This window comes from Natrinema zhouii (genome assembly GCF_013456555.2).
Taxonomy (GTDB): domain Archaea; phylum Halobacteriota; class Halobacteria; order Halobacteriales; family Natrialbaceae; genus Natrinema; species Natrinema zhouii.
Genome location: NZ_CP059154.1, coordinates 3060094 through 3084101, shown reverse-complemented (window position 1 = coordinate 3084101; position 24008 = coordinate 3060094). Strand labels below are relative to the sequence as shown.

At 60.6% G+C, this 24008-nt stretch carries 28 protein-coding genes; 20 read left to right on the top strand and 8 right to left on the bottom strand.

The features are described from left to right. Positions 1-173: 173 nt before the first annotated feature. From HYG81_RS34065 to HYG81_RS34005, 13 genes are read left to right on the top strand one after another with little or no spacing between them, the layout of a single operon-like run. The gene (locus tag HYG81_RS34065; RefSeq protein WP_180840609.1) at positions 174-1607 is read left to right on the top strand and encodes an XkdF-like putative serine protease domain-containing protein; all 1434 of its coding nucleotides are present in this window, start codon (positions 174-176) and stop codon (positions 1605-1607) included. A 2-nt stretch (positions 1608-1609) separates the two neighbouring features. Next, positions 1610-2563: a phage major capsid family protein gene (locus HYG81_RS34060; RefSeq protein WP_180840608.1), complete on the top strand. Its 954-nt coding sequence runs from the start codon at positions 1610-1612 to the stop codon at positions 2561-2563. Positions 2564-2574: 11 nt separating this feature from the next. Beyond that, positions 2575-2760, top strand: coding sequence for a hypothetical protein (locus HYG81_RS34055; protein ID WP_180840607.1), 186 nt, complete (start codon positions 2575-2577; stop codon positions 2758-2760). A gap of 11 nt (positions 2761-2771) precedes the next feature. After that, complete coding sequence (locus HYG81_RS34050) at positions 2772-3179, top strand: hypothetical protein (protein ID WP_180840606.1); 408 nt, start codon at positions 2772-2774, stop codon at positions 3177-3179. 3 nt (positions 3180-3182) lie between these two features. Further along, positions 3183-3386 carry a hypothetical protein gene (locus tag HYG81_RS34045; protein WP_180840605.1) on the top strand — a complete coding sequence of 68 codons (204 nt, stop codon included), beginning with the start codon at positions 3183-3185 and terminating at the stop codon, positions 3384-3386. 2 nt (positions 3387-3388) lie between these two features. Then, positions 3389-3697: a hypothetical protein gene (locus tag HYG81_RS34040; RefSeq protein ID WP_180840604.1), complete on the top strand. Its 309-nt coding sequence runs from the start codon at positions 3389-3391 to the stop codon at positions 3695-3697. Positions 3698-3700: 3 nt separating this feature from the next. Further along, the gene (locus tag HYG81_RS34035; protein ID WP_180840603.1) at positions 3701-4441 is read left to right on the top strand and encodes a hypothetical protein; all 741 of its coding nucleotides are present in this window, start codon (positions 3701-3703) and stop codon (positions 4439-4441) included. Further along, positions 4441-4896, top strand: coding sequence for a hypothetical protein (locus tag HYG81_RS34030; RefSeq protein WP_180840602.1), 456 nt, complete (start codon positions 4441-4443; stop codon positions 4894-4896). The genes HYG81_RS34035 and HYG81_RS34030 overlap by 1 nt, the downstream gene beginning before the upstream one ends. Beyond that, positions 4893-5438: a hypothetical protein gene (locus HYG81_RS34025; protein ID WP_180840601.1), complete on the top strand. Its 546-nt coding sequence runs from the start codon at positions 4893-4895 to the stop codon at positions 5436-5438. The genes HYG81_RS34030 and HYG81_RS34025 overlap by 4 nt, the downstream gene beginning before the upstream one ends. Positions 5439-5469: 31 nt before the next feature. Further along, positions 5470-6426 (top strand): phage tail tube protein, encoded by a 957-nt coding sequence (locus tag HYG81_RS34020; protein WP_180840600.1) that lies wholly within the window; start codon positions 5470-5472, stop codon positions 6424-6426. A gap of 2 nt (positions 6427-6428) precedes the next feature. Next, positions 6429-6971, top strand: coding sequence for a hypothetical protein (locus HYG81_RS34015; protein ID WP_180840599.1), 543 nt, complete (start codon positions 6429-6431; stop codon positions 6969-6971). Further along, entirely contained in the window at positions 6968-7111 is a 144-nt protein-coding gene (locus tag HYG81_RS34010) for a hypothetical protein (RefSeq protein WP_180840598.1), read from the top strand. The genes HYG81_RS34015 and HYG81_RS34010 overlap by 4 nt, the downstream gene beginning before the upstream one ends. Continuing rightward, positions 7112-8374 carry a hypothetical protein gene (locus HYG81_RS34005; protein ID WP_180840597.1) on the top strand — a complete coding sequence of 421 codons (1263 nt, stop codon included), beginning with the start codon at positions 7112-7114 and terminating at the stop codon, positions 8372-8374. Here HYG81_RS34005 and HYG81_RS34000 read toward each other — a convergent pair. Beyond that, entirely contained in the window at positions 8371-8601 is a 231-nt protein-coding gene (locus HYG81_RS34000; protein ID WP_180840596.1) for a hypothetical protein, read from the bottom strand. The genes HYG81_RS34005 and HYG81_RS34000 overlap by 4 nt on opposite strands. A gap of 47 nt (positions 8602-8648) precedes the next feature. On the opposite strand from HYG81_RS34000, the gene HYG81_RS33995 reads away from it, so the two are divergent. Genes HYG81_RS33995 through HYG81_RS33975 form a run of 4 tightly spaced genes read left to right on the top strand, consistent with a single transcriptional unit; the run spans position 8649 to position 14913 of the window. After that, on the top strand, positions 8649-9236 hold the full coding sequence (locus HYG81_RS33995; protein ID WP_180840595.1) for a hypothetical protein: 588 nt from the start codon (positions 8649-8651) through the stop codon (positions 9234-9236). Next, the gene (locus HYG81_RS33990; RefSeq protein ID WP_180840594.1) at positions 9236-10387 is read left to right on the top strand and encodes a hypothetical protein; all 1152 of its coding nucleotides are present in this window, start codon (positions 9236-9238) and stop codon (positions 10385-10387) included. Before HYG81_RS33995 ends, HYG81_RS33990 begins: the two co-directional genes overlap by 1 nt. Beyond that, complete coding sequence (locus HYG81_RS45530) at positions 10388-12187, top strand: fibronectin type III domain-containing protein (RefSeq protein WP_278002168.1); 1800 nt, start codon at positions 10388-10390, stop codon at positions 12185-12187. Continuing rightward, a complete protein-coding gene (locus HYG81_RS33975; protein WP_180840592.1) occupies positions 12187-14913 on the top strand; it encodes a fibronectin type III domain-containing protein in 2727 nt (908 codons plus the stop codon). The genes HYG81_RS45530 and HYG81_RS33975 overlap by 1 nt, the downstream gene beginning before the upstream one ends. A 137-nt stretch (positions 14914-15050) precedes the next feature. Here the strand turns inward: HYG81_RS33975 and HYG81_RS33970 are convergent, their stop codons facing one another. The 6 genes from HYG81_RS33970 to HYG81_RS33950 form a co-directional block, all read right to left on the bottom strand. Next, positions 15051-15686, bottom strand: coding sequence for a hypothetical protein (locus HYG81_RS33970; protein WP_180840591.1), 636 nt, complete (start codon positions 15684-15686; stop codon positions 15051-15053). Between the two features lie 138 nt (positions 15687-15824). Further along, complete coding sequence (locus HYG81_RS33965; protein WP_226777496.1) at positions 15825-18455, bottom strand: BGTF surface domain-containing protein; 2631 nt, start codon at positions 18453-18455, stop codon at positions 15825-15827. 248 nt (positions 18456-18703) lie between these two features. Beyond that, positions 18704-18883, bottom strand: coding sequence for a hypothetical protein (locus tag HYG81_RS33960; protein WP_180840589.1), 180 nt, complete (start codon positions 18881-18883; stop codon positions 18704-18706). A gap of 354 nt (positions 18884-19237) precedes the next feature. Next, positions 19238-19369: a hypothetical protein gene (locus tag HYG81_RS45420; protein WP_255647613.1), complete on the bottom strand. Its 132-nt coding sequence runs from the start codon at positions 19367-19369 to the stop codon at positions 19238-19240. 321 nt (positions 19370-19690) lie between these two features. Then, positions 19691-19870 carry a hypothetical protein gene (locus HYG81_RS33955; RefSeq protein WP_180840588.1) on the bottom strand — a complete coding sequence of 60 codons (180 nt, stop codon included), beginning with the start codon at positions 19868-19870 and terminating at the stop codon, positions 19691-19693. 336 nt (positions 19871-20206) lie between these two features. After that, positions 20207-20422: a hypothetical protein gene (locus tag HYG81_RS33950; protein ID WP_180840587.1), complete on the bottom strand. Its 216-nt coding sequence runs from the start codon at positions 20420-20422 to the stop codon at positions 20207-20209. Between the two features lie 547 nt (positions 20423-20969). On the opposite strand from HYG81_RS33950, the gene HYG81_RS33945 reads away from it, so the two are divergent. Next, the gene (locus HYG81_RS33945; RefSeq protein ID WP_180840586.1) at positions 20970-21140 is read left to right on the top strand and encodes a hypothetical protein; all 171 of its coding nucleotides are present in this window, start codon (positions 20970-20972) and stop codon (positions 21138-21140) included. 115 nt (positions 21141-21255) lie between these two features. Here HYG81_RS33945 and HYG81_RS33940 read toward each other — a convergent pair whose 3' ends face one another. Further along, the gene (locus HYG81_RS33940) at positions 21256-21576 is read right to left on the bottom strand and encodes a DnaJ domain-containing protein (protein ID WP_180840585.1); all 321 of its coding nucleotides are present in this window, start codon (positions 21574-21576) and stop codon (positions 21256-21258) included. A gap of 507 nt (positions 21577-22083) precedes the next feature. On the opposite strand from HYG81_RS33940, the gene HYG81_RS33935 reads away from it, so the two are divergent. Next, complete coding sequence (locus HYG81_RS33935) at positions 22084-22761, top strand: helix-turn-helix domain-containing protein (protein ID WP_180840584.1); 678 nt, start codon at positions 22084-22086, stop codon at positions 22759-22761. Positions 22762-22980: 219 nt separating this feature from the next. Continuing rightward, complete coding sequence (locus HYG81_RS33930; RefSeq protein WP_226777495.1) at positions 22981-23862, top strand: aldo/keto reductase; 882 nt, start codon at positions 22981-22983, stop codon at positions 23860-23862. Positions 23863-24008: the final 146 nt, after the last annotated feature.

The window sequence follows — 24008 nt, the reverse complement described above, 5'->3', positions numbered from 1 at the left end:
AGCACGGGAGCCCCGACTCCCCGTGCGAGTGAGGCCTGACCGGGATCTGACTTATGAGCGACAATAGCGACAAAGAGCGCGGCGAGAAGCGTGGCGTCCTTTCCACCGGCCGAGCCCGGAAACAGGAGGACGCCGACGCGGACGCCGACAACGACTCCGCGGAGGACTGACACATGACTGAACAGAGGGACGAACAGCTCACCAAGCGCGTCGACTTCGTCGCGAAGGACGACGATGAGCAGATTGCCACCGGCATTGTGATGGTGCCGGACAAGGTCGACCTGCAGCGCGACTTCGTCCGCGAGGATACTATCCGCGGATTCGCCGACCAGTTTGGTGATTTCATGGAGGTCGGACAGGCCGACGGCGGCCTCATGCACGCCGTCTGGCCTTCCGATTGGATGGAACTCGAGCGGAACGAGGTTCTCGACGAGGCAGCCGAGATCGGTGGTAAAGAAGCCCCGGCTGGTGCCTGGATCCAATCGTGGAAGTTCAACGACGACGACCTCTGGCAACTCGTCAAGGACGACATCCTCGGCGCGTTCTCCATCGGCGCGATCGACGTCCAGTGGGGCGGCCCGTACGAGCAGGATGAACTCGAGGACGTCGATGTCCCCAACGAGATTGACGAAGACGAACTCGTCTGGGAACTGGCCGCCGGCATCATCCGCGAGGTCTCGAGTGTCGACATCCCTGCCGTCCCCGACGCACAAGTGCTCGAGACGAAGGCTGACGCCGAGAAGCGGCTAGCCGATCACCTCGGCAACCGCGACGGCTTCATCGAAGAAGCCCTCGAGCGTAACTCCGACTGGTCGGAAGACGACGCCGAGCAGCTCTGGGAAACCCTCAACAGCGCGATCGATGTCGAGGGATCCGGCGAACCGGGAGAGAAAACTGACTCTGTCCTGGCTCGAGCTGGGAAGGCTGCTCTCTCCGTGCTCACCGGGTCCGATGACGACACCCCAACCTCGGCGAAGACGTCCGAGGCCCCGGACCGCGATCGCGATCGAGGGAGCAACAAGGAGGGCCGCACGCTCTCGACGGCGAACCAGCACTCGCTATACGCGGCGATCGACACCTCGCTGGACGTCCTCCAGGACGCTGGCGTCGACCACGGCATGACGCGGTTCACCGATCGCGAGGACACGACGTTCGACCTCACCGAGCACACGGCTCGAGAGTGGTCGGATCCTGATGACGAGGAGGACGACGTCGATGAAGACAGCGCAGGGACGGACGGACCGCCTTTTGAATCCGCTGCCGGCGGCGAGACGCCGGATGACAACACAACCATGAGCGACGAAAACGGCGGCGAGGAGAAGTCTCTCGCCGAACAGAATGCTGAACAGATCTCTGACCTGACTGCGGCCATCGATGACCTTGCCGACAGCATGTCGGACGAGGGATCGGAGAAGGACGAAGAGACAGGCGAGGAGAAGTCCCTCGCCGAACAGAACGCCGAGAAACTCTCGGAAGTGACCGATCGCATCGACGCGATCTCGAAGCAGACCGGCACCGACACGCAGCAGATCGGCAAGAGCGAATCGGAAGAGTCCGAGAAGGGCGGCGGCTTCACGCTGGACCCGCGGAAGGCTCGAGGTAACTAACGATGAGTCAGAATCTTCGATCTACCCGAACGCAGAACGAGAAGGCAGTCGACAAGCTCGATACGACCGACATGGCCGGCGGCGTCCTGCCGCGGGATCTCTTCGAGAGCTGGTATCAGATGGTCGTCGACTCGGCGACCATGCTCCAGGGAGCCCGCACGGAGGACCTCCCGCGGCCGCAGATGGACCTGCCGCGCATCAGCGTCGGCGAGCGCATGCGGCGTGGCTCGGACGAGAACGATGGGGATAGCGGCTCGGGAGAGGTCAATACCGACGCCGTCAGCCTGGACGTCGAGAAGGGCACCCTCTCGTACGATCTCTCTCGAGAGTCCGTCGACGACACGCTGAACAACGTCGACGAACTCGTGCTGGACATGCTGGCCCGCCAGTTCGCCGTCGACACCCAGGACCTGGGGATCAACGGTGACGAGGCCGATGCCGACGCGTTCCTCAACCAGAACGACGGCTGGCTGAAGATCCTCTCGAACTCGACGGACACGAGTACCTACGACCACACCGACGATGCTGGCAACGCCCAGCCGGTCAACACGTCGCTGTTCGACCAGTCCATCCAGGCGATGCCGAACAAGTACCTGCGCTCGGATCGCTTCGAGCCCGTGTTCTATATGAACGAGAACAAGGTCCAGCAGTACCGGATGGCGCTGACCGAGCGTGAGGATCCGCTGGGATCGGCCGTCATCTTTGGCGACGAGGACATTACGCCGTTCTCCTACGACGTCGTCGGCGTCGCCGCGTGGCCCGAGGACCAGGCCGTCTTCACGCATCCGCAGAACTTCATCTACGGCCTCTACGACGAGGTCGAGATCCGCGTCCTCACCGAGACGGACAAGGTCGCCGAGAACGACCTCTTCGCTCGCTACTTCATGCGGGTTCGTGACGACTTCGCGATCGAGGACGAGGAAGCCGCAGTTCTCACCACGGGCATCGAGGTCTAAGAGGACCGACGATGACTACTACTAACGAAGAAGTACGGACTGCACTCGAGGAGAATCGCATCATCACTCGGCTCTCGGCTGATCCTGCTGTGGCGAATCTTGAGGGCGGCGAGATGTGGTACAACACGACAGCGGACGAGTACCGGGGCTACGAGGCAGGCACCGGCATCGTCTCGCTCAGCACAACGGCTGTCTAAGGTGACCGTCCATGGAAACAGTACGCTACACTGACGAGGGCGGTCGCTATCGTACCGGCGGTGTGACCTTCGAACCTGGCGATGTTGGCGAGGTCTCTGCAGGCCTGGCCGAGCACCTGGTCGCCGACGTCGGCAGTTTCGAGTACGTCGACGAGGAGACGCTCGAGACGGCAGACACCGAAGACGAGGACGAAACTGAAGGAGAAGATGAGGGCGAGGAGGCACCCAACGGTTCCGAGACGAAGAACTCGGTCGTCACCGCGCCCGACGAGTTCACCATCGACGAGATCGAGGCTGAGCTCGAGACCGGCGAGTGGGACGACCACCTCGAGACGCTTCGCGAGAACGAAGAAGCGGGCAAGGATCGCGCCGGCGTTCACGACGCGATCGGTGTCCGCCGTGCCGAAATCGAGGGGTAACCGATGCAGTACGAGTACACCCTCGCGATCCACGACAACGAGACACCGTTCTCCAGAGAGACATTCAAGGCGGACCCCGAGAAAATCACGACCGAGAGTGCCGAACACGGCGAACGGGTCGTTGTCTACGATGACGGCCCGGAAGACATCCTTCTCGAGGCGTTTGTGCCGAAGGGGACGGTGTACACACTTCGCAGGGAGGACTGACCATGGCCGCATGGAACGAGACAGTCATCCTCGCGAACTCCGAGAGCCTCACGGCTGCTACGGAAGTCGAGGAGCTGACCAGCGGCCTCCGCGACCCGGTCGTCTGCGTCGCCCTCGAGGACCTCGAGGGATCGGCTGACGACACGCTTACGATAGGATTCGAGGGCGCTGCAGGCACCTACCAGGCCGATGAGCGGACGCTCGCGGAGACGCAGTCCTACACGGTCGACATCCCACAGTGCAAGGCCGTCTCGGTGACCTCGAGCAACGGCGTCACGTACAGCATCGAAGTCCGCGCCAACCCCTCGTAACCCATGCCCGACACTGGATACTGCACCGTCGACGACGTCCGTCGGGCGAAGCAAGACTCTGAGCTGACCGGCGAACTCGTATCGGTGAACAACGAGATCGTCGTCGACGCGATCACGGCCCAGACCGAGTGGCTCGAGAAGAAACTCTCTCGTCACTGGTACGTCTCTACACGGCCCGACGAGGACACCCATGGATTGCTCCCGATCGGGCCGAAGAGTCGCGACGACGAGGAGGATATCCCGACTGGTGGGGCATCCATCGTCGGGGAGCCTGTGACGCCGAAGACGTGGCAGGGCTCGTACACGCGGATCGAACTGGACCGTCGCGACGCCGAGTCTATCACGGAGTTGCTTGTCCGGACGCCGGACGGCTACGAGGACTGGGTTGGAAGCAGCGAGTACAGCGGCGGCACGTGGCCTGACGCACTCGGGGATGACTACTACCTCCGCATCAACAACGGAGGCGTCTCGCAGCTGTATCTCGACACCGAGAACCTGCTCGACGAGGACGACGAGCCGTTGCTCGAGTCCTACTCGAACGCAGTCTACGTCACCTTCGATTACGGACACGAGGGGATCCCGGACACTGTCCGCAAGGCCGTCGCGATGCGGGCGTGTGCAAAGCTGCTGATCGACGACGAGAGCGCACTGGGCATCCCCGACAACGGCCAGCTGGTCAACCCCGAGAGCAAGAAGCAGGCGATGGAGTCAGCGGCTGAGGAACTCCTCGAGGTCTACCTCTGATGGAGCTCGCCTCCAGCTTCGAGGGCGACCTTCGCGAGGCGCTCATGGACGACGTCGAGCAGCGGGCCCGCGACGTGATCGCGCCGGAGGTCCAGGCCCACGCCCACGATCTTCTCGAGGCGTACGGCCAGCGCCATGACTACGACGTCGGCACGATCATCGAGGCCGGCACGACCCGAGTCGAGAGGCGTAAGGGTCGCGTCCTCGTCCGCTGGGGTTGGCCCGAGCCGGCGATCTTCTTCGAGCGCGGGACCGTCGACCACGTCGTCCAGGCGAGGAACGCGGATGTCCTCTCGTTCATCTGGGAGGATCCGCCGCAGTGGGTCCGCGAGGAGTACGATCGCGAAGGCGAGGGCTGGCGCGTGTTCCTGCCTGAAACCGAGCCGTCGGGGCTGCCGGAGTCCCGGTTCATCCGCGACTCGCTGAACTACGTCCGTCGGAGGTTCGAATCATGACCACGGAAGTTAACTGGATCCTCGAGCAGCTGGGCGGTGCCGTCGACAGCATCGCGAGCAATTACACTGATCGGAATGGCAACCAGGTCACGCTAAAGCGGGTCAACCGAGACGACAGCAGCGTCTACGAGGGCTCTGAGAGTCTTGATCTCAACGAGCCGATGCACAAGCGTAAGGACGATCTCGAGACCGGTGTCTTCGTCGGTGCGACGCTTGCCGATCGGGCGACCGTTCCCGCCGGCACGGAGTACGATCACGACATCGAGTCGGTCGTCAGCCTTCGCCTCGAGGGGATGACATCCCAGGGAGGACTCCATGGGCATGTCGATCCAGACGGAACGAATGGCGTCCCGTGGGAGTTGGCCGTCCGGCAGATCCGGATGGCGCTACTCGGATCCCGCAGCTACCCGGACGCCTCGGTCCCAAACACGTCCTACCACACGTTGCTCGTGACGAACGAAGACCCGCAGTCCGCCGAGTATCGCGACTTCTATCGCTGGGAGGCGGACGTGGTGTTCCAAGGCTACGAAGATTTACCATGACACGACATACGCAGACTGACGGAGGAACAGCATGACGGGTGCCGGGACGACAAACGTCGCCTGGACCCGCGAACCGAGTTTCGCAGGCGATCCGAGCACCCCGACGTACGTCTATCCGGGGCGAAACGTCTCGGTGACGGACCTCACGATCGAACGGGCGCTCGAGCGCTCGCGGCTCCCGGACGACAACGAGGCCGTCGAGTCGATCGCGACCGCCCTCGAGGGCGCGCTGGCGGTCGAGTACGACCTCTGTCACCCGTGGATGCTGACCGATGCGTTCGTCAGCGACGACACGGACAGCGACAGTGATGGTGTCCTCGAGTGGTCGATGGGGCGCGGTCAGATGCCGAGCTCGCGCTGGTACATCGGCGTCGACGTCGGCGCCTCGGTCTGCGAACGGGAACTCAAAGGCGCGGCAACGACGCAGCTGCAGATCCAGATCTCGCAGAACGCCCCCGCTCGTGTCACACAGACGATCGTCTACGCCGACGAGGACGAGAACACGAGTCTGACACCCGGCGACGTCGTCGGCGGTGATGAGTCGCCGTACATGTTCCACGGCGCCGACCTGACGATCGACTCATCGACGAAGAAAAAGCTGCAGAGTGGGACGCTCACCATCACGAACGGCGGCTCGCTCGACACGGGCTGGAACCAGGTGGCGATCGACGCCGTCGCTGGTGATGCGAACTACTCGCTGTCGGTCTCGAAGATCGCGGACGACTCGATCTCGGAGAACCTCTCGCTGGCCTACGGCTCGAGCGGGGCGACGAGTCCGGGCGACAGCGTCGACGGTGTGTCGGGAGAGATCCCGATCATCCGCGCGGACGGTGACCAGATCACGTTCCCACTGACGGGCGTCAGGCCGAACAGCCTCTCGTGGGATAACATCCCACCGGGAGACGAGGAGCGCGTCCAGGAGTTGTTCGAGTTCTACGTCGACCGCGTCGAAGCGACTGCAGACGTCACGATGAGTGATCCCTTCTGACCATGCCACTGCAAACTGAAACACTGGCGCTCGAGGAGGCCGTCGCTGACCTCGAAGACGAGCAGGAGGAACTGGCCGACGAGATCGCGCAGATCCCACCCGGTAAGCGCACCGAGAACAACAACGAGTACGTCAAACTCGCCCAGCGCGCCGGCGAGATCCAGCGGTACCTCGGTGGCCTCGAGTGGGTCCGCGAGGAGCACGGCGCCGACGTCGAGTTTTCACTCTCGGGACTCGACACGCAGGAGACGCTCGAGATCAACGACCGGATCGACGATCTGAGCTCGGAGACGGTCACCCCGACGCAGTCGACGGACAACATGGCGACCATCTTCTGGGTTGCGAAGGGTATCGACTCGGCACCGTTCATCGACAGCGACGACTACGGTGACAAGTGTGCAACCGTCCGCGGACTTCCGCGGCAGGTGACCGACTGGCTCGAGAGCCGGATCAACGACCTCAGCACGGTCGGAGAGCGCGAGGGAAACTCCTTCGAGCAGTTGGTCGCGGAGAGAACCGAGAGATACCACGAGACGTCCTCGTGACGTTCGCGACGGCGCTGCTGATGGCCCACGGCCACGATCCAGAAGCCGTCGCCGACTACGCGTGGCGGGACATCGAGGCGTTCATGATCACACTCCCATACTTCAGCCAGCCACAGTTCGGTGGCGGAGGGCGATTTTAGATGGCAGAGTTCTCAACGAGTGCAACGATCGACGTCCAGGTATCGCCGGGGAGCCTCCGCGAGGCGCGGGGGACGATCGAGGACGAGCTCGGCGGTGCTCAGGTCGACGTCTCGAGCTCGACCGGTGGCGGCAGCGGTGGCCGGATGGCCGGCCGTGAGCGGGCGATGGGCCGCCAACTCCAGACGGAGACGAACAACCACCTGACGGAGAACCTCGACCTCAACCGCGAGCGTAACGAGCTCCTCCGTCGGCTCGTCGATATCAACGAAAAGGACGCCCAGACGTCTCGGGGTGGGGGTGGGATGGGTGGTGCACTCGGCCTCGCTATCGGTGGCATCGGCCTCGGCTCGATGTTGCTCGGCGACCTCGGCTCGACGATCGGCGACGCGATCCCGGAGCTATCCCCCGGCGATGTTCTCTCCCCGGTGGCGGTGACGGTGCAGGATGTGGTCGACACGGCGGCCTCACTCGCACCGATGGACGTGATCGCGGAAGCGGCGACGCTCACACCGGCGGCGCTGATCGCGAGCAAAGCCTCGGTCGTTGCGACGGATGTCATCGACACGCTCGCGACAGTGGGCCCCTCGGACGTGATTACGGGGCTTGCAACGGTCGGGGCGTCGGACGTGATCGCGAAAGCGGCGACGATCTCGCCGGCGGTGTTGGTCGCGAGCGCCGCGGCCGTCACGGCCTCGAGCGTGGTCGGATCACTCGCGGAGATTGGCCCCTCGGACGTGATCGCGAGCGCTGTCGAACTCGTCCCCAGCGACATCGTCGTCGGGACGATAACCGCTCAAGACATCCTCAACCGAGTAACCGACCCCAACAGCTCCCCCAGCGGGTCGCCGAGCGGGGGCGGTAAGCCTTGGGCCCCGATCGCCGGCGCTGCCGGCGGGGTAGGCGCATGGGCGCTCGGCAACAGCGGCAAACTCGGGCAGATCGGAAAGGGCGCATCGGGCGCCGCGACGCCGGTCATCACGCCCGGGATGATGAAGGGGAGCGACGAAACGGCGCGGAATCGCAAACGTGCCCGAGAGGCAACACCCGACTTCATGAACCCGATATTCCCGGAGGATCCGTTCTGGGAGAACAACGACGGTCAGTCGTCGGGTGGGGGGAGTATTGCGGAACGTCTCGAGGCGTCGGCCGAGCAGAACAACCGCTTCGAGATCAACGTCGACACCGACGATCTCGAGCGCGAGGCGAGTAAGAAGTTCAACGAGGTCGAGAGGCGGCTCAAAGACCTCGAGAATGTCTTTTAGCTGGCATTCTCGGTGGGGTCCCCCTCTCCGTCGCCGCCATCGGCTTGGAGACGGTGGACCTCTAACCGGAACTTCCGCTCGAGGTAGATGAAGAACAGCGCCACACAGATCAGCGCCGCTATCACGGGGTCCCGAAGGAGGCCCGCGGAGTAGATCCCGCCGATGAGCCCGCCGGCAGCGGCGAACTCAAAGATCCCCATGGCGGCAGACGGGTCGTCTTGTGTCATATCCCGATGTTGAGCAGCCCGACATATAACAATTCACCCATTTCACGATGACAGAACTATTCAGACTCACAATTCCAGCAAACTTCGGGAGTGGCTCCGTCGAGGGGGTGTTCGAGGCGTTCACAAACCCGACCGACACGGACGAGGTTCGGACGGGCTACCTCCTCGACAACTCGTTCGATCAAGCCCTCGCCATCCTGCAGGGGCTCCTCGAGGACGGTGAGCCCGATCGAAAGGGCATCCATCTCGACCTCGGCGGCGGCCAACACGCGATCGACCTCCGGGCAGACGTCACCTCGGACGCAACACCCGACGAGAACGGCGACCCGCTGCAGTGGGGCTCGTCGTCGGACCCGGCACAGTTCAGTGCGACGACCGCGACCGGCGGGACGGCACTGCAGAAGGTGCAGGTCTTCCAGCACTACGTCCGCGTCGCCGGCACGGACTCGCTGACGCCGGCCACGCTTGAGTACGGTGAGTACTCGAGCAGTGGTGTTCTCGAACCGCTCGACGTCGTCTTCGAACAGCCATCGTTCGAGCGCCAATCGTCGGACAAGTACCAGTTTTCGGCTGCGTTCGTCGAGACGGTCGACCTCGGCCGATCGCTCGACGGCAGCAAACAGACCGAGGCATAATGCCAGACCTACAACTCTACACGCTTGTCGTCCCGAGCGCCTCGCAGTCCCAACTCGGCAACCTGCAGCGCCAGGAGCTGGCCCAGTTGGGCGTCCTCAACCAGGATGGCGGCATCACCGAACAACTCTCGAGCAACCCGGCCGACCAGACGCTCAACGGCGTCTATCGCGGGCAGTACGCCGAGAAGATGGCGACGGAGGTCGACGAACTCTCGTCGGCCTCGGGATTCGAGGCAGTCCCGCTGGCCGGCATGGGTGCCTCGGCACCACTCGACGGCTACTACGCGGTCGAGGAGGCCAACGTCGAACCGGCACAGGCCCAGACCGGGCGCGCACAGCGCTACGAACTCTCGCTCTCGAAGAAAGGAACGAAGAACGACCACTGGCGGGCCCTCGAGACGAACCCGAACGAAGATATCGACCACGAGTTCGGCAACGACACGTCCCTCTTGGTCGGCGTCCCTGCGGCGGCGGAGAAGGTCCAGTGGCTCAACGACGATGATTGGACTCGAACCCCGGCCTCAGCGGCCGCGACCCGCAGCGCCGAGTTGGGCGATGTCGATATCTACGACCTGGACGGCGGCGAGACCGCGGCCGGGACGAGCAACCCGACGCTGCTCTACGAGATCGGCTACACCGACGAAGAGGACGTCGACACCCGGGTCTACGACACGCTGGGGAACGCTGCGAAGCTGGACGTTGACGGCAACCTGCAGTGGCAGAAGGTGTTCTCAACGACCCACGACTTCGACGCCGAGGTCATCCTGGACACTGGCCTCCTGCGCCTGCGTCTCGACGAGCCTAACGGCACACTCGAGGCCGAGGAGTGGGACGCCGGGACGGGCTCCTGGACGACGGTCGGCCTCGAGGCAGACCAACCCGTCACTATCGACCTGATGGACGTCGACCTGATGGACGTCGCGATGGTCCGCGATCGCGCCCAGCTCACCTTCGATGTCGGTGGCAAGTTGTTCGCGCTGAACGCGATCGTCACTCGAGGAGCTGACACTGTCCAGTTCACGATCCCCGAGGGCGAGACGGGACCGATCGACCCGGATCTCGAGGACTGGCTCGAGCCGATTGCGTCGACGTCGGCCGTCGATCCGCAGCCGAGCAAGGGGCTGGTCTCGCGACGGGAGGTGCGACGATAGATGGCGTCAGAAGAAGAGAACTGGGACACTCCGGGGGAGTACACCTGGGACGTCCCATCCGGAGTCTCCGAAGTCAGCGTCACCGCATACGGGGCGGGTGGGGCTGGTACATCCGAGGGGAGCGTGACGGAGAGTGGCGGACGTGGTGGCCGAGCCGAGCATACGCTCAGTGTTTCATACGGCGATACTCTGACGGTTCGGGTCGGCGGCTCCGCGAGCGGTCCGTCCGGTGGATATAACGGCGGCGGGACTGCTGAGGAGAGTAGCGGGAACGGTCGTGGCGGAGGCGGTGGCGGTGCGAGTGATGTCCGGCTGAACGGGGCGACTGCGAGCGATCGCGTTGTTGTTGCTGGCGGTGGTGGTGGCGCGGGGGCATCTGGCAGTGGAAATCGGGCCGGTGCTGGCGGAGACGCGACCATGGACGGCACTGACGGCGGATTTGAAAACTCCTTCGGCGATTTCACCGTACATGGTTACGGGGGCGAAGCCGGCAGCGGTGGGGCCGGAGGGAACGGTGGCGATTCGACGAACGCAGAAGCCGGTGAAGACGGAACAAATGCAATCGGTGGGGATTCCCCGCAGGGCTCGGATTACACCGGCGGTGGGGGTGGCGGCGGGTACGGCGGAGGCGGTGGGGGTGGAGGCGGTTCCAACGGGAGTGGTGGCGGTGGCGGCGGCGGGCAACTACACGGCGTCGCTACCGATGCGAGATCCGGTGATGGCGAGGTCGTTGTCACCTACGACCAATTCGTTCCACAGGACCTCACCGGTGTCGGGATCGACTACGTCGGCTACAGCGAGATTACGCTTAGCTGGGACGAATCCCCGGACGAGGAGATCAACCAATACCGCGTCGAACGATCCGAGAGCGGCGGGTCGTGGGTCGATCTCGGCACGACCACAAATACCTCGTTCACCGATGGAAGCATCGCGCAGAACACGGACTACCAGTACCGTGTTCGGGGCGAGGCGGATGGTGGGCTGTCGACCGACTGGGAGACGACCGTAACGCGGACCTCCGGGGATCGGGTCCGATCGTTCATCACCGGCGATACGACAAACGACACCATCGACCTGTCGTGGACGAACCCGAGTGGTGACTGGACGAATATAGAGATCTACCGGGACACGGCCTCTCACTCGAGTCTCAGTGGGTATCAGCAGATCGATACGGTCACTGGCGGGTCATACACTGATAGCGGCCTGACGGACGGCCGGACCTATCACTACCGGGCCGTCGTCGTCTATCCAGACGCCGACTCTAGTCCGACGCCGGATGAAACAGGGACTACGGACCTCCCCGCACCGACATTTGACTCGCTTGTTGGAGGGTCTCAACAAGTCGATCTCACGTTTGGGATGAACGACAACAACAGCGAGGGCGAGTTCACCCTCCACCGGGACGGGAGTCAGATCGCGACGTTGGACTTCAGTGAGACCCAATACACCGATACCGGAACGACAGCGGACGGCGAGAAATACGACTACACCCTCGAACGCGACACGGGAGATGCAACGGCGTCGAGTGGGGTGTCCAGTGCAATGACCGAGCTCCCCGCACCAACATCCCTCTCCGCCGATGCTGTCTCGACGACCGAGGTCGACCTCTCATGGACAGCGACCCACAACAATGGCGACACTCGGGTGGAGTACCGGGAGTCCGACGCGGGCTCGTGGACGACGTTCAGCACGATCTCTCGCAACACCGAGGCGGAGACGGTCACTGGCCTCCTCAACGGCGAGCAGTACGACGCGAGGGTCGTCGCACAGACTGACCACACCGAGACGGAGGATCAATAATGCCTGTCACGTTCACAACCGGCCTGCCCGATGTCACCTCACTCGCACTCGATGCGAGTGAGGCCGAATCGCTGACCGCGAACTGGGATGGCGACATCAACAACGGCGAGTTCCGGATCGAAATCCGGGATGACGATCCCGAGGGCGATCACCCTCCTTACGAACACGAGACGACGGTCCCGTGGGATGGCACGTATCAGCACACAATCGCGAACATCCTCGGCGGCGAGCAGTACAGCGTACGGATCCGGACCCAGACCGACCACGTCACGGGGGAGTGGCTGGCGGCCGAGGAGATCACTAAACTGCTCGCCTCGGACGGCCTGACCACATCCAACGTTTCGGAGACGTCCGCGACAGTCTCGTGGACCATCAATAACGACTTCCGCGGATCGCACGTCGTCTATCGCCGGCGGGCCGATTACGACTACGACGGCGGTCAAGGGCGTCTCGTCGGTACTGTTGACTCCGATGCGGCCTCGTACGTCGACGATAGCGTTCAACCCGCCAGAGAGTACGAGTACGAGGTTCGAACCCTCACCCAGTGGCAGTACGCCGATAGCGGGGCCACTACCGCCACGACCGGATCGCTTGGCCTCGAGGACCGCGCCGTCCCGCCGCGGGGATGGTACGCCGAGATTGAGCACTCGAGCGGGACCGTCCACACAGTCCCGATCGCCGACGGTGCGCAGTGGCGGCCACAGATCAACGGCCTGCCGCGTGTCTCACTCCCGGTTCCGAAAAGCGATATCTGGCGCGGCCTCGAGGGACAGTCGCTCCGGGTCTGGTATCACGGCCATCGCCTCCCGATCGACGAGCTCGAGGCGGTCACCACGGAAGCGGGGCAGATGATCCTCGAAGGTCGCGGTGGGCTCGAGCTCCGAACCCACGTCGACGTCGAGTACTCCTCGAAGGCGGTCCACGAGGCCGTCGCGGAACTCATCCAGACCGAGACCAGCTACGCCGCCGACGTCGACACGCCGGACAGCGACCCCCTCGAGGACGAACCGATGCTCTCGGCGGACACGACCGGCGAGTGGCAGGATGTGCTCGCCACACCCTCGGCCGACGACCCGTTCGAGTCGGCAAGTGGAGAGACGCCGGTCCTCCAGACGGCGGTCGTGACGAACGGACTCAGCCGGGACCGGGGGTCGAATATCGGATCGGCCTCCGATACGGCGTACATCAACGGGCAGGCGCTCTACTTCGGTCAGTCGAATGGGAATGCCGAGTGGGGCGTCTCGTTCGGGTACGATATTCCGAAGGATCGTGTTGGGATCGCTGTTCGCGACGACCTGACGGCGGAGTCTGATGTGACGTGGTCGTTTGACGGGGCGGATATCGACACCATCACCGCGAGTGGCAAATCAATCGGCTGGTGGAATATCGGCAACGGCGATTACAGCGGTCCCGGATACGATGGCAACGGGATCACCGCCGGAGAGACCTACACCCTGCGGGTGGACATCAACGGCGACAGTGCATACGCGATCGACGCGATCTGTGTCTTCGACACGAAGTACTACCCGGCGATCGGCGACTGGGACACGGAGGGCTGGGACGCCGTCCACGAGGCCGACGGGCATCTCGACGGCCCGCCGCTGTACCCGCCCGATGGTGCGCAGATCCGGACCGTCGACGTCGAGACGCCCTACTCCGTAGTCGCGGGCCGTCTCGAAGCGGTGCTCAACGATGCCTCGGGGCCGCAGAAACTCGAGATCTCGAACGACCAGGGCAACAGTTGGCTCGAGGCAACGAACACACAGGCGCTGGACCAGGAGTTCCCGAGTGACGGCGGCACGCTCCGAGCCCGGTTCACGCTCGGCGGCCACGGCTCGCGGAACGATGCAACGCCGCGGTTCGACTACCAGGCGCAGTCGATCGACAGTTTCGACCTGCTTGCCGATCTCGTCGACACGCCCGTCCTCGTCAACCAGACGTTCGAGGGGGACCTGATCGACGTCCTCGTCGAGATGGCCGACTACGCGAACGCGATCTCGGAGGTTCGGAGCGACGATGGTTACAGTCTCGAGTGGACCCGGGCCGGCCAGCGGACGTCGGAGCGCTCCCTCGACGTGACGAGCTACTCCGACCGGCAGACGATCGAGGACCAGACGCTGGCGTGCGAGGTCATCGGCGGCCGCCAGACCGTCTCGAGCGAGCGGTTCACGCCGCCGGACACGTCGATCGACGTCTCGCTCGCGAACAGCAGCCTCATCACGGGGACCGAGTACGTCTACGATCCGGCCACCAACGAGACCTACGAGCGCGACCAGGACTATGCGATCGACAACCGAGACGGGGCGGTCAGGATCAAAGACGGCGGTGACATGTCCGCCGGGACCGAGTACGCGATCGACTACGAGTTCAAGCCCCGCGGGCGCCACGAGGACCCCAGCTGGGACGGCGACCCGACGCTCGAGCGGACCGAGTCGATCCCGTCGCTGACGACGAGACGGGGCTGCCAGCAGGCGGCGCTGCGGATCGTCCAGGAGACGCGGACGGCGATGAACGAGGTCGAGATCCAGTTCGCCGACATCGACCCGAACCAGTCGCTCGTCGAGGCTATCAACCTGGACGTCCTCCCCGGCGACGACTACTACGAGGCCCGGGAGATCGACTTCGGAGACGGGCAGGGACGAGGTGTGTTCGCCGATCGGCAGTCGGTCGCCGAGACCGTCGACGGGATCCGCTCGCAGATCGACGCGGTCTCCCGGCGGTCGTGATCGCTTCTAGCTGGCCTCGAGGCAGTCGATCGGCGAGGCTGTCCAGGATACTCGCGATCGGACCCAGCGCAACAGCAAGCGGGTTTGACTGTCTTATTCTGAGATCGCCAGCAACTCAACAGTAATTAGAGAGAGCGTCAGCTATCGCGCTTTTCAATTGCCATCTCTCCCTCATAGGTGATGGGATCACATGCAAATCCGTCGGCAACACGGTAGTACTCGAGAACGTAGCGAACATCTCCCTCTACGGTATCATACTCCTCGAGATCGGCTGCCGTGATCACCTCGCCAAAACTATCGTAGAGCTTTCGAAGTGATGTCCCATCGATGCGTACTGATGGTGTTTCGCCGACTGAGTACCGACGCATCGGATAAGCGTCGAAGTGATCGCGGCTGATCACCCATGTCACGTTTTCGTTTGGTCGTACTTCCCGAACGACTGAATCGTATTTCTCCAGCTCTCGCTTTCCGAGTGTGTGCAGGATCCAGTCATATACCTCGCGTTCGACGCCGCGCTGGACAACGTTCTTCTTTGAAAAATCGATCCCCTCGAGTTGTGAATGGTTTGCTTCGACGAACACTTCTGCTGCTTGGCGCTCATCGCCCTTGAGATAATAGACGGTCGTAAACCGACCTGAGCCGCCTTTGTTCGTCAGATCGGTCGACTGCGTGACTTTGATTTGGCGGAGATTGGCCCGTTCGTCGTAGGATAACCCTCCAACGTTGATTTTCGTTTGGGGGCGCTCCGCAAGCTGGTCATAGAGTGAGGTCACGATAGAACGGCCTTGGGGTTTCGCAACCGTATTTATTCCGACTCTGCTGTCGGTATCGGATGCTGTCGCTGGTGAGTGTAGTGACCGATAAAAGAAACCGCGGAAGTTAGGGCCGGCCGAAGCCGGTAGTTCTACAGTTTAGTTCTGGCGGCGGAGTGCCAGCATGGCAGCGCCGAGGAGTGCGACGAGAGCGACGCCGACACCGAAGCCGGGCGTACCATCGTCGTCATCGTCTCCATCGGAGCCGTCGTCACCGTCGGAGCCGTCGGATCCGTCACTACCGTCGGAGCCGTCGGAGCCGTCGGAGCCGTCGGAGCCGTCGGAGCCGTCAGATCCGTCACTACCGTCGGATCCGTCACTACCGTCGGAGCCATCGGACTCGGCAACGCTCAGCGCGCCGGAGTCGGTGGCGTTACCAGCGTGGGCTTCCCAACTGATTTCGGAGCCTGCTTCGCTGGTGTTGAAGTCAGTGTAGCTGTCAGTGAATTCCTCACCAGACTCGAGGGTGAGCTCTTCCTGGTGGATGGTATCGCCGCCAATGTCGACGTGGAAGTCGACAGTACCTGCGGCGTCACCGTTGTTGGTAACGGTCACGGTGAGTTCGCCCTCTTCGCCAACCTGAACCTCAGAGGAAGCGAGTTCTCCGTCGACGGAGATGTCTGCTTCAGGTTCGGCTTCCGAAGCAACGATGATGCCCGAAGTGTCTATCTCATCACTGCTCTGCGGGTTGATGCGGACCGTTCGGATCTCTTCACCTTCGCTGCGGTCGCTGAAGTCGAAGTTCGTGGAGATCGTACCGTCTTCAGTGACGGTGGTCTCGTCCTCGTAGACCTCCGTCTGGAAGCGGACGTAGTAGTCGGCGGTCGTGCCGGGTGCGAGGTTAGTCTGTGCGCTGATTTCGGATTCTGCGCTGTTCGGGACCTGCAGGCGGTCGTCCTCGTCGAACTCGCCGTTCCACTCGGTACTGACCTCCTCAACGTCAACATTCGTGCTGACGCTCTCGGTTTCATCCTCCTCAACGTAGGCGTTGTCGCTGCCGACCTCAAACGTAGCGTTCCACGTTTCGCCAGCGGTCATCTCGAAGGGGTCCGCTTCGGACTCCTCGGGGATATCTTCAGAGCTGAGGGAGATATCTTCGGTGTTGAAGATTACGTAGAACGTCTCGTTTTCAGCATCTGTGTAGACATCGTAATCGATCCCTGCCGCATCGAGATCGGAGAGAGTGAAGGATTCACCCGAGTCGAATGCATCAGTGCTTGCTCGCTCGAAGGTGAGACTGACACCCTCTCTATTCAGGGGGTTCTCGCCTTGGGAGCTGCCGTAGATACCGGAGGCGTCGACCTGCGTGATCAGCTGGTCTCCGTACGCGATGTAATCACGCTCGGTGGTCGATCCAAGGAATTCTTCAGGGTTGTCGCTATCGAACTCGACCTCAGACGGTGCGACGTGCGACGTAATACCGTCGGTCGACCGTTCGTTGAGAAGCATCAGCGCACCGTCAGTAACATCCTCTTCGGTGTCGTACTGTGCTTCAAGGTCGTATTCGGCTGCGGGAAGCGCCATCTCGTCGGCCTCCCAAACGAACTCGGCATCAGCGCCTTCGATCGTTTCACCGTCACTGTCGCGAAGTTCGACAACGTCACCGTCGTATGTGTCGAAGACAACAGTCACCTGCTCTTCATCGACGCCCGTAATTTCGAAGTCACCAACGTGGGTGTCTCCGTGAGTTAGTCTGAGATTTGCGTCCTCAGTGTTCGAGAGATCGAGACTGATCTCGACATTGTCACCAGCGACACCTTCGTAGGTGTTCTCAGTGAAGTCAACACTGGCACTACCGGGTTCCACAACAGAGAGCTCTGCAGTGTCTTCAGCCGTGGTGTCCGTCACATCGAACGTGAAGCTGTAGTTACCAGCATCTTCATCTTCATCGAACTGCGCTTCAACGCTGTCGGAGGAGATGAGAACTGCGTTGTCCTCGTCACCTTCACCATCAGCAGCTCCAAAGATGCTGTCAAGTTCAGAATCAGAGAGCGCCTCGCCCTCGTACTCGCCAGTCACGTTGAGCTCAACGTTACCGGTACGTGGTACCTCGCTCACGTCCTCATAGGTGAGGGAAACAGCCTCGCTACCCAGCGTAGCGGTATTGCTGTCGAATTCAGTGTTGATCTCGTGTTCGTTGAGCCAGAATGAATTCGTGGAGGTATCACCGTGTTCGATTTGATAGCGACCCTCGCTGAGGTCACTCGTATCGATGGTGGCAGTACCGTCGTCAAGACGGAGGTTCTGGACGGATTCGCCGTCATGCACTAAGTCAGCAGGTGATTCTAAACCTGAGACCTCAACTGTCTGGCCGATCCAGAAATCGTTTTCATCAATATCCTCTGCATTAATCGATGCGTCTGCATCAGTAGCCTGTTGCGCTGCCGCCGCGCCCGTGAACGATACGGTCATGGCGACAACAGAGAGGACCATTAGCGCTGCCAGGACGACTGCACGTCCCTTTTTGCGGTAGGTCGTTTCGCTTGTCATTATGTTTTTGTTATTATCGTGTTTCGGTTGGTTAGCATGCGATTCATCGGAAGGCGACCGTCCACGTGGTATCGACATCACGTCGCATACCGACGGGCCTCCGGATAGGGGTATTAAGATTGAATTACCACTCACGGCATAAGTTTTGTGTTCTATTATAGTCTTTCCAACTGATTCAATTCCACCAGTATGAGCAGCGTACGCACGTGCACGGTTGCTCCACTGTAAACTGGTATTCACCACCAGTACAGTCTCTGGCGGAAGAATAATAGTGATTCAGTAATATGCTATTAGTGTGGGAGTACCACCCACGTAACGCTTAGATCGCCATCTAGCGTTATGCGCCGCCTGGGAGCAAACTACCGGGTAGGGACCGTAGTTTTTCTCCTCCCGCGGCGCGTTTTTCAAATTCTAAAGCGGTAGCGCTACGCAAGTGAAGGGATGTCGCCGATAGTGGCCACAGCTTCGTATAGAAATTCGAGTGACGTTTATCCGATCTCGAGTGCGTCGACGGCCTCGGTGGGCCCGGCGTCGTGATCGACGAGGCGGCTCGCTGCGAGCTGCCAGGCGTGCTCGGAGAGCTCGGAATCGACTTGCTCGTAGTGGACGCTGAACTCGGTCAGTGCGACGGCGATTAGGAGGTCTTCGCGACGATCATCCAGAGGCATCACTGCCGTTGGCCGCGGCTTCCGTGATAAAGATCAGGTCCGCGGGTGCCGTTTCTCTGCTTCTTTTCGACGCTTGTACTCCTCGCGCCATCGGAGTATTTGAATAGCTATGCTAATGGCTTGAAATGATTCAGCGATCATTCTACCTAAAGTGTAATCACAAGTGGCCGCAGAACATGGCCACACGATTTGATATAATGAGCCCACTCTCGGACTATAGGAATAGATCGGCCCAATAGCCGCTACGTTGTGGTTCAGTGCTTCAAGAAGTCCGGTCTCGACGTCTGCTTTCCCCTCACGTTGCTGATCGAGAGTCGACGACCTCCAGGCGGCGACGACCGTCGACACCGCAGGCTACCCCGATGCGATCGTCGAGCGATCCGTCCCGGACGGCAAGAACTTCCGTGAGGACTCGAGGGGCGCTTCCCAGACCGTGACGATCGACGCGCCAGCAGTGGCGAGTTTCGACTCGGGGACGTACCTCATCCAGAACTGGCGCTGTCGTTCGCTGGCTATCAGGATAACCGCTGGCGTGTCGAGCTCGAGCTCGCAGAAGAGTAGCTACTTGATTCTCGGCAGGGTTTCAAAGGGTCAGTAGGCCGATTCCAACGGGCTTGGAATCGGAGCGAGGTTGATATAGGCCGGGACGAACATATTCACTGTCGCGTTCCCACGACGCGACATGGACATCCAATCAGCATCCAACCCCACCCCGATGTTGTTTCCATGCCGTCTGGCGGCCATCTACCAGTGCCCATCCGGACGGCCTTTGAGGTTTTCTCGAGGCGATCAGACACCAAGCGATAGCTATCCAATTTCGAGCGCGCCGACGACCTTGGCAGGCTCGACGTCGTGATCGACGAGGCGGTCGGCAGCCAGCTGCCACGCTCGTTCGGCGAGCTCGGGATCGGCGCTCTCGTAGTGGACTGAAAACTCAGTCAGTGCGACTGCAACGAGGAGGTCTTCCTGTCGATCGGTGAGTGACATCGCTGGCGTTGGCCGCGGCTCCGTATATAAACTATCGCATCATAGAAACGCCGGCCAGAGGCCAGCGTTGAGCCCCCATCCCCTGGAGGTGATCTGTCGCCAGGGGAAGGTCCGAGACCGATGTGCGTGACAATTGGCTTCACGTCGGAGCGTGATTCGATCTCGGAAGACGAGGGATCGTATGTCTCGGGTCGGGCGGATTCTGTCGGGCAACGACTGAACCCATTTCATTCCCCCTCGTCATCATCATCTCGAGGCTGTTTTTGAATAACTCTACTGCCTGATTATGTTGGTAACAACGATGTTACCAGCGGCTGAACGGAAGAGAAGCCTCGTTTACTCGTCGGGCGATTCGTCGCTGTCGTCCTCGTCCAGGTGCCGTTCTTCCTGGGCGACGTTGGTAGCCGGCCAGTCCTCCTGTTGATACTCTCCAGAGTGTTCGGTGTTGACGTGCTCGAGGAGCTCGGCCGCACCGCCGGCCGCAAAGTCGCAGTTGTCGGGCGATGGACACTCATAGATTCGAACGGTGGAACGGCCGTCTGAGTCAATCATCTTCGAGTAGTTCGTCGCAGTCCCCTTTGAGTTTCTGGAATACCCTTATCGTTTCTGGGCTGCAGCGATTGAGGTCGTTATCCTACCTCCAATCGTTCGGCCCTTCTCTTATAGAGGGCATGGCTCGTATCAGAGAGTCCTTTAGAAACCAATCCTATGGCCAATAGATTCTTTACTTACCAATTCTTTTTCTGACAATAGTGGTGAAGATGGCACTGCAAGGGAAATCGTTGGAAGAGCAAGCAGAGTCGGTCGTAAACAAATATCTCGAGTTTGAGATGGTCCCGAGTGAGGCCGTCGAACCGGTGACTACCTACCTTGAGAACGACGAGCCCATGGAAGCATTGGAGCACGCTCTCGACGCCCGCCGGCAGACCGATCGACTGAGCCCATAGCCGAATTTGCGTGACCGAGAGACGGAGCAACGCAAGTCGCTCAGTTACGAGATGGGTATCAATCCTAGCTTCTCAGAAGAATGTATTATCACTGTTAGATATGGCCAATAGCTTCATAGACTGGGAATGTATTGGGTGACCTCAAGACTACGATGGAACTGAAAGGAACGCCCATAGAAGAAGAAGCGGCGATGATCGTAGGAGAATATCTCGAGGAAGAGATGATTCCGGAACAGGCTGTCGAATCCGTTACCACTCTCCTCAAAAATGATCAGCCTATCGAGGCGCTGGAGACAGCACAGAACGCCCGTCAGAACAGTTAATACGGCTCCAAGATAAACGCGATATTCTCTGTCGAGCTACTTTCCGGGTCGATCATTCTACTGTAATAGCCCTGTATTGTAGCAACATATCTACATCGTGCAGCTCCGATATCGGTTATTCATCGAGCATTGCCGCTTTCGCCTTCTGGAGTTGATGGAACTCCGCTTCGGTCCCACCGTGATCTGGGTGGCGCTCTTTCAGGAGACCGCGGTACGCGCCTTTCACCGCGGCGGCCGGCGCGTCGAGCGCGACGCCGAGTACCTCGTGGGGCTCCTCGTCGAGCTCGTCTTCGCTTGAGGCCGGCGGCACGGCGATCGCCTCCTCGTCAGCTGGAGGTAGCCGTGTGGTCCCGACTGTATCGGCGGCAGCCTGGACACCGCAGGCTGCCCCGACGCGATCGTCGAGCGATCCGTCCCGGACGGCAAGAACTTCCATGGGGACTCGAGGAGCGGTTCCCAGACGGTGACGATCGACGCGCCAGCAGTGGCCTGTTTTGAGTCGGGAACGTGCCTCATCCAGAACTGGCGACTGTCGTTCGCCGGCTACCAAGACGATCGCTGGCGTGTCAAGCTCGAGCTCGCCGAGGTGTGATTATCTCAACTCAAAGGTTGTGGTCTTGGTTTCGCTGATCTCCCCACTGACTTCGTTGCGGATGGTAACCCCCGCCAAGTACTTGCCGATTGGCCAGTCATTTCCAGGGTCGAAATAGAAGCTCTGTTCGTAGGTTCCCTCGCCATCGCCACCGACCAATTCTGATTTTGTATCGGAAAAATTCACACGGCGAACGTTTTCCGGCCCGTAGAGTTCGTACTGATAGGTAATGAAGTCGGAAGGGGAGGCCTTAAATTAGATGGCCAGGGACACTAGAATATGATCGCATATAAGTCAGCACTGGCTGTACCAATCTAGAGGATTAAGTCTGAGTAGCGTCTCCTACATCCTATGACAGTGACTGCGGAACTCCTCGTCAGTTCGCCCTCGCTTCCGTTCGTTAGTTTCGCAGAATCGTTACCATCCAATCAACTCGAGTGTGAACACGGCCTGTGTCATGGAGGGGACTCTCGGGTGTTCGTCGTCCATCTCGACCCAGCTGATGGTGTTACCGAAGATGATCTCATTGCTCTCGATGAAGTAGTAGGGACAACCCCCCTTGGACGCGAGGGCGACAGGGACGTCTATCAGCTCGACGTCAAACTGGAGGATATTGTTTCGGAAGCGTTCGTTCCCGGACGGTTCGCTAAGGCTCAAATAGAACCGACGACTATAATTCCGGGAGGATGGTATGAAAAGAAGATTTTTCAGAATTATGAGTCGTTCAATAATATGCGGAATCATTGCGATGAGCATGGCATTCGGATCGATCTTATCTCGATCACGCAGGATTCTCTGTCCCAAGATGAACACTCACAGTACGGGTTAACTGACCGGCAATACGAGGCACTGGCGCTCGCTATCTCTCACGGATACTACGATAATCCCCGACAGGCCACGGCCGGCGACTTGGCTGAGGAGATGGGTATTTCTCAACCCTCGATGTCGAATCTTCTTCGCCGAGGGGAGCGCCAGTTGATCACGTCGACGATCGGGACACAGCCATCGCTGACGAACCCTTCGACGTGACAGTATCTTCCCGACCTACTGAATCCGAAATCTGCTAGAATCAATGTCTATCTGACTATCACTGTTTCCCCGCAAGTATTGTCATATCGATATGTATTTCCGTGCTTGAACCACTTCCTGAGTCTCTACTCAGATGGTGCTATCCGGTACGCTCTAGGGAGGGGTGTTCGGGCTAGGCGAAGGGACTTAAATGGGGTTTTAGAATAGCATCGAATCCAAATGGCGTGCGGTCTACATTCAAACGTGGAAATGGAAACCGTCAGGCTAAACAACGACGTGGAAATGCCGATCCTCGGATTCGGTACGTATCAGATCGATGATCTCGAAGTATGTGAACGAAGCGTCTCCGAAGCGCTCCGTACCGGGTATCGTCTCATCGATACTGCGGCCGGGTATGAGAACGAAGAGGCTGTCGGCAGAGCGATCGAGACGAGCGATGTGGCGAGAGAGAACGTGTTCGTCACCACGAAACTCTGGATACAGGATGCTGGCTACGAAAGCACGAAGCGGGCGTTTGAACGGTCACTCGATCGACTGGGACTGGACTATCTGGATCTGTATCTGATCCATCAGCCCTTCGGTGACGTTCATGGATCATGGCAGGCAATGGAGGACCTTTACCACGAAGATAAGATTCAAGCGATCGGAGTTAGCAACTTCCACCCGGATCGCTTGATCGACCTGATCGTCCACAATGAGGTCGTCCCCGCAGTCAATCAGATCGAGACACATCCCTTCTACCAGCGGACAGAAGACGCTGAGTTCCTGAGCAGGCATGAGATCCAGCACGAGTCCTGGGGGCCGTTCGCTGAAGGACGGAACAACCTCTTCGAGAACGACGTGCTGGTTTCGATCGGCGAGCAGTATAGCAAATCGGCTGCACAGGTCGTTCTTCGATGGCTGATACAGCGAGGAATTGTTGCAATCCCCAAGTCAGTCCATGAGGAGCGGATCGTCGAGAACTTCGATATCTTCGATTTCGAACTGAGTAATGAAGATATGAACACGATCTCGGAGCTAAATGAGTCTGAATCGCTGTTCCCTGACCACCGGGACCCAGAATTCGTCAAACAACTGAGTGAAGTGGAGGCCGATACCTGAGCGCTCACGAGCGCCAACTCCCTTTCGGTTCCACCCAGTCCTCGGCCGCTTTCCGATCGGATCGACACTGACGCAGTGGCTGAATCGGATGCTGACAGCCGTCCCGAACACCAGGTCGTCGACGATCGACTGGAACGACTCTTTGC

Coding starts and splice junctions, on each gene's coding strand:
- HYG81_RS33950 (WP_180840587.1), bottom strand. CDS start 20,422: ATGATTGACTCAGACGGCCGTTCCACCGTTCGAATCTATGAGTGTCCA.
- HYG81_RS33930 (WP_226777495.1), top strand. CDS start 22,981: ATGGCGTGCGGTCTACATTCAAACGTGGAAATGGAAACCGTCAGGCTA.
- HYG81_RS34040 (WP_180840604.1), top strand. CDS start 3,389: ATGGCCGCATGGAACGAGACAGTCATCCTCGCGAACTCCGAGAGCCTC.
- HYG81_RS33990 (WP_180840594.1), top strand. CDS start 9,236: ATGCCAGACCTACAACTCTACACGCTTGTCGTCCCGAGCGCCTCGCAG.
- HYG81_RS33945 (WP_180840586.1), top strand. CDS start 20,970: ATGGAACTGAAAGGAACGCCCATAGAAGAAGAAGCGGCGATGATCGTA.
- HYG81_RS33935 (WP_180840584.1), top strand. CDS start 22,084: ATGACAGTGACTGCGGAACTCCTCGTCAGTTCGCCCTCGCTTCCGTTC.
- HYG81_RS33940 (WP_180840585.1), bottom strand. CDS start 21,576: ATGGAAGTTCTTGCCGTCCGGGACGGATCGCTCGACGATCGCGTCGGG.
- HYG81_RS34060 (WP_180840608.1), top strand. CDS start 1,610: ATGAGTCAGAATCTTCGATCTACCCGAACGCAGAACGAGAAGGCAGTC.
- HYG81_RS33995 (WP_180840595.1), top strand. CDS start 8,649: ATGACAGAACTATTCAGACTCACAATTCCAGCAAACTTCGGGAGTGGC.
- HYG81_RS34035 (WP_180840603.1), top strand. CDS start 3,701: ATGCCCGACACTGGATACTGCACCGTCGACGACGTCCGTCGGGCGAAG.
- HYG81_RS34025 (WP_180840601.1), top strand. CDS start 4,893: ATGACCACGGAAGTTAACTGGATCCTCGAGCAGCTGGGCGGTGCCGTC.
- HYG81_RS45530 (WP_278002168.1), top strand. CDS start 10,388: ATGGCGTCAGAAGAAGAGAACTGGGACACTCCGGGGGAGTACACCTGG.
- HYG81_RS34005 (WP_180840597.1), top strand. CDS start 7,112: ATGGCAGAGTTCTCAACGAGTGCAACGATCGACGTCCAGGTATCGCCG.
- HYG81_RS34015 (WP_180840599.1), top strand. CDS start 6,429: ATGCCACTGCAAACTGAAACACTGGCGCTCGAGGAGGCCGTCGCTGAC.
- HYG81_RS33960 (WP_180840589.1), bottom strand. CDS start 18,883: ATGCCTCTGGATGATCGTCGCGAAGACCTCCTAATCGCCGTCGCACTG.
- HYG81_RS34000 (WP_180840596.1), bottom strand. CDS start 8,601: ATGACACAAGACGACCCGTCTGCCGCCATGGGGATCTTTGAGTTCGCC.
- HYG81_RS34050 (WP_180840606.1), top strand. CDS start 2,772: ATGGAAACAGTACGCTACACTGACGAGGGCGGTCGCTATCGTACCGGC.
- HYG81_RS34020 (WP_180840600.1), top strand. CDS start 5,470: ATGACGGGTGCCGGGACGACAAACGTCGCCTGGACCCGCGAACCGAGT.
- HYG81_RS34065 (WP_180840609.1), top strand. CDS start 174: ATGACTGAACAGAGGGACGAACAGCTCACCAAGCGCGTCGACTTCGTC.
- HYG81_RS45420 (WP_255647613.1), bottom strand. CDS start 19,369: ATGAGGTACGTCCCCGAGTCGAAACTCGCCACTGCTGGCGCGTCGATC.
- HYG81_RS34045 (WP_180840605.1), top strand. CDS start 3,183: ATGCAGTACGAGTACACCCTCGCGATCCACGACAACGAGACACCGTTC.
- HYG81_RS33955 (WP_180840588.1), bottom strand. CDS start 19,870: ATGTCACTCACCGATCGACAGGAAGACCTCCTCGTTGCAGTCGCACTG.
- HYG81_RS34030 (WP_180840602.1), top strand. CDS start 4,441: ATGGAGCTCGCCTCCAGCTTCGAGGGCGACCTTCGCGAGGCGCTCATG.
- HYG81_RS33975 (WP_180840592.1), top strand. CDS start 12,187: ATGCCTGTCACGTTCACAACCGGCCTGCCCGATGTCACCTCACTCGCA.
- HYG81_RS34055 (WP_180840607.1), top strand. CDS start 2,575: ATGACTACTACTAACGAAGAAGTACGGACTGCACTCGAGGAGAATCGC.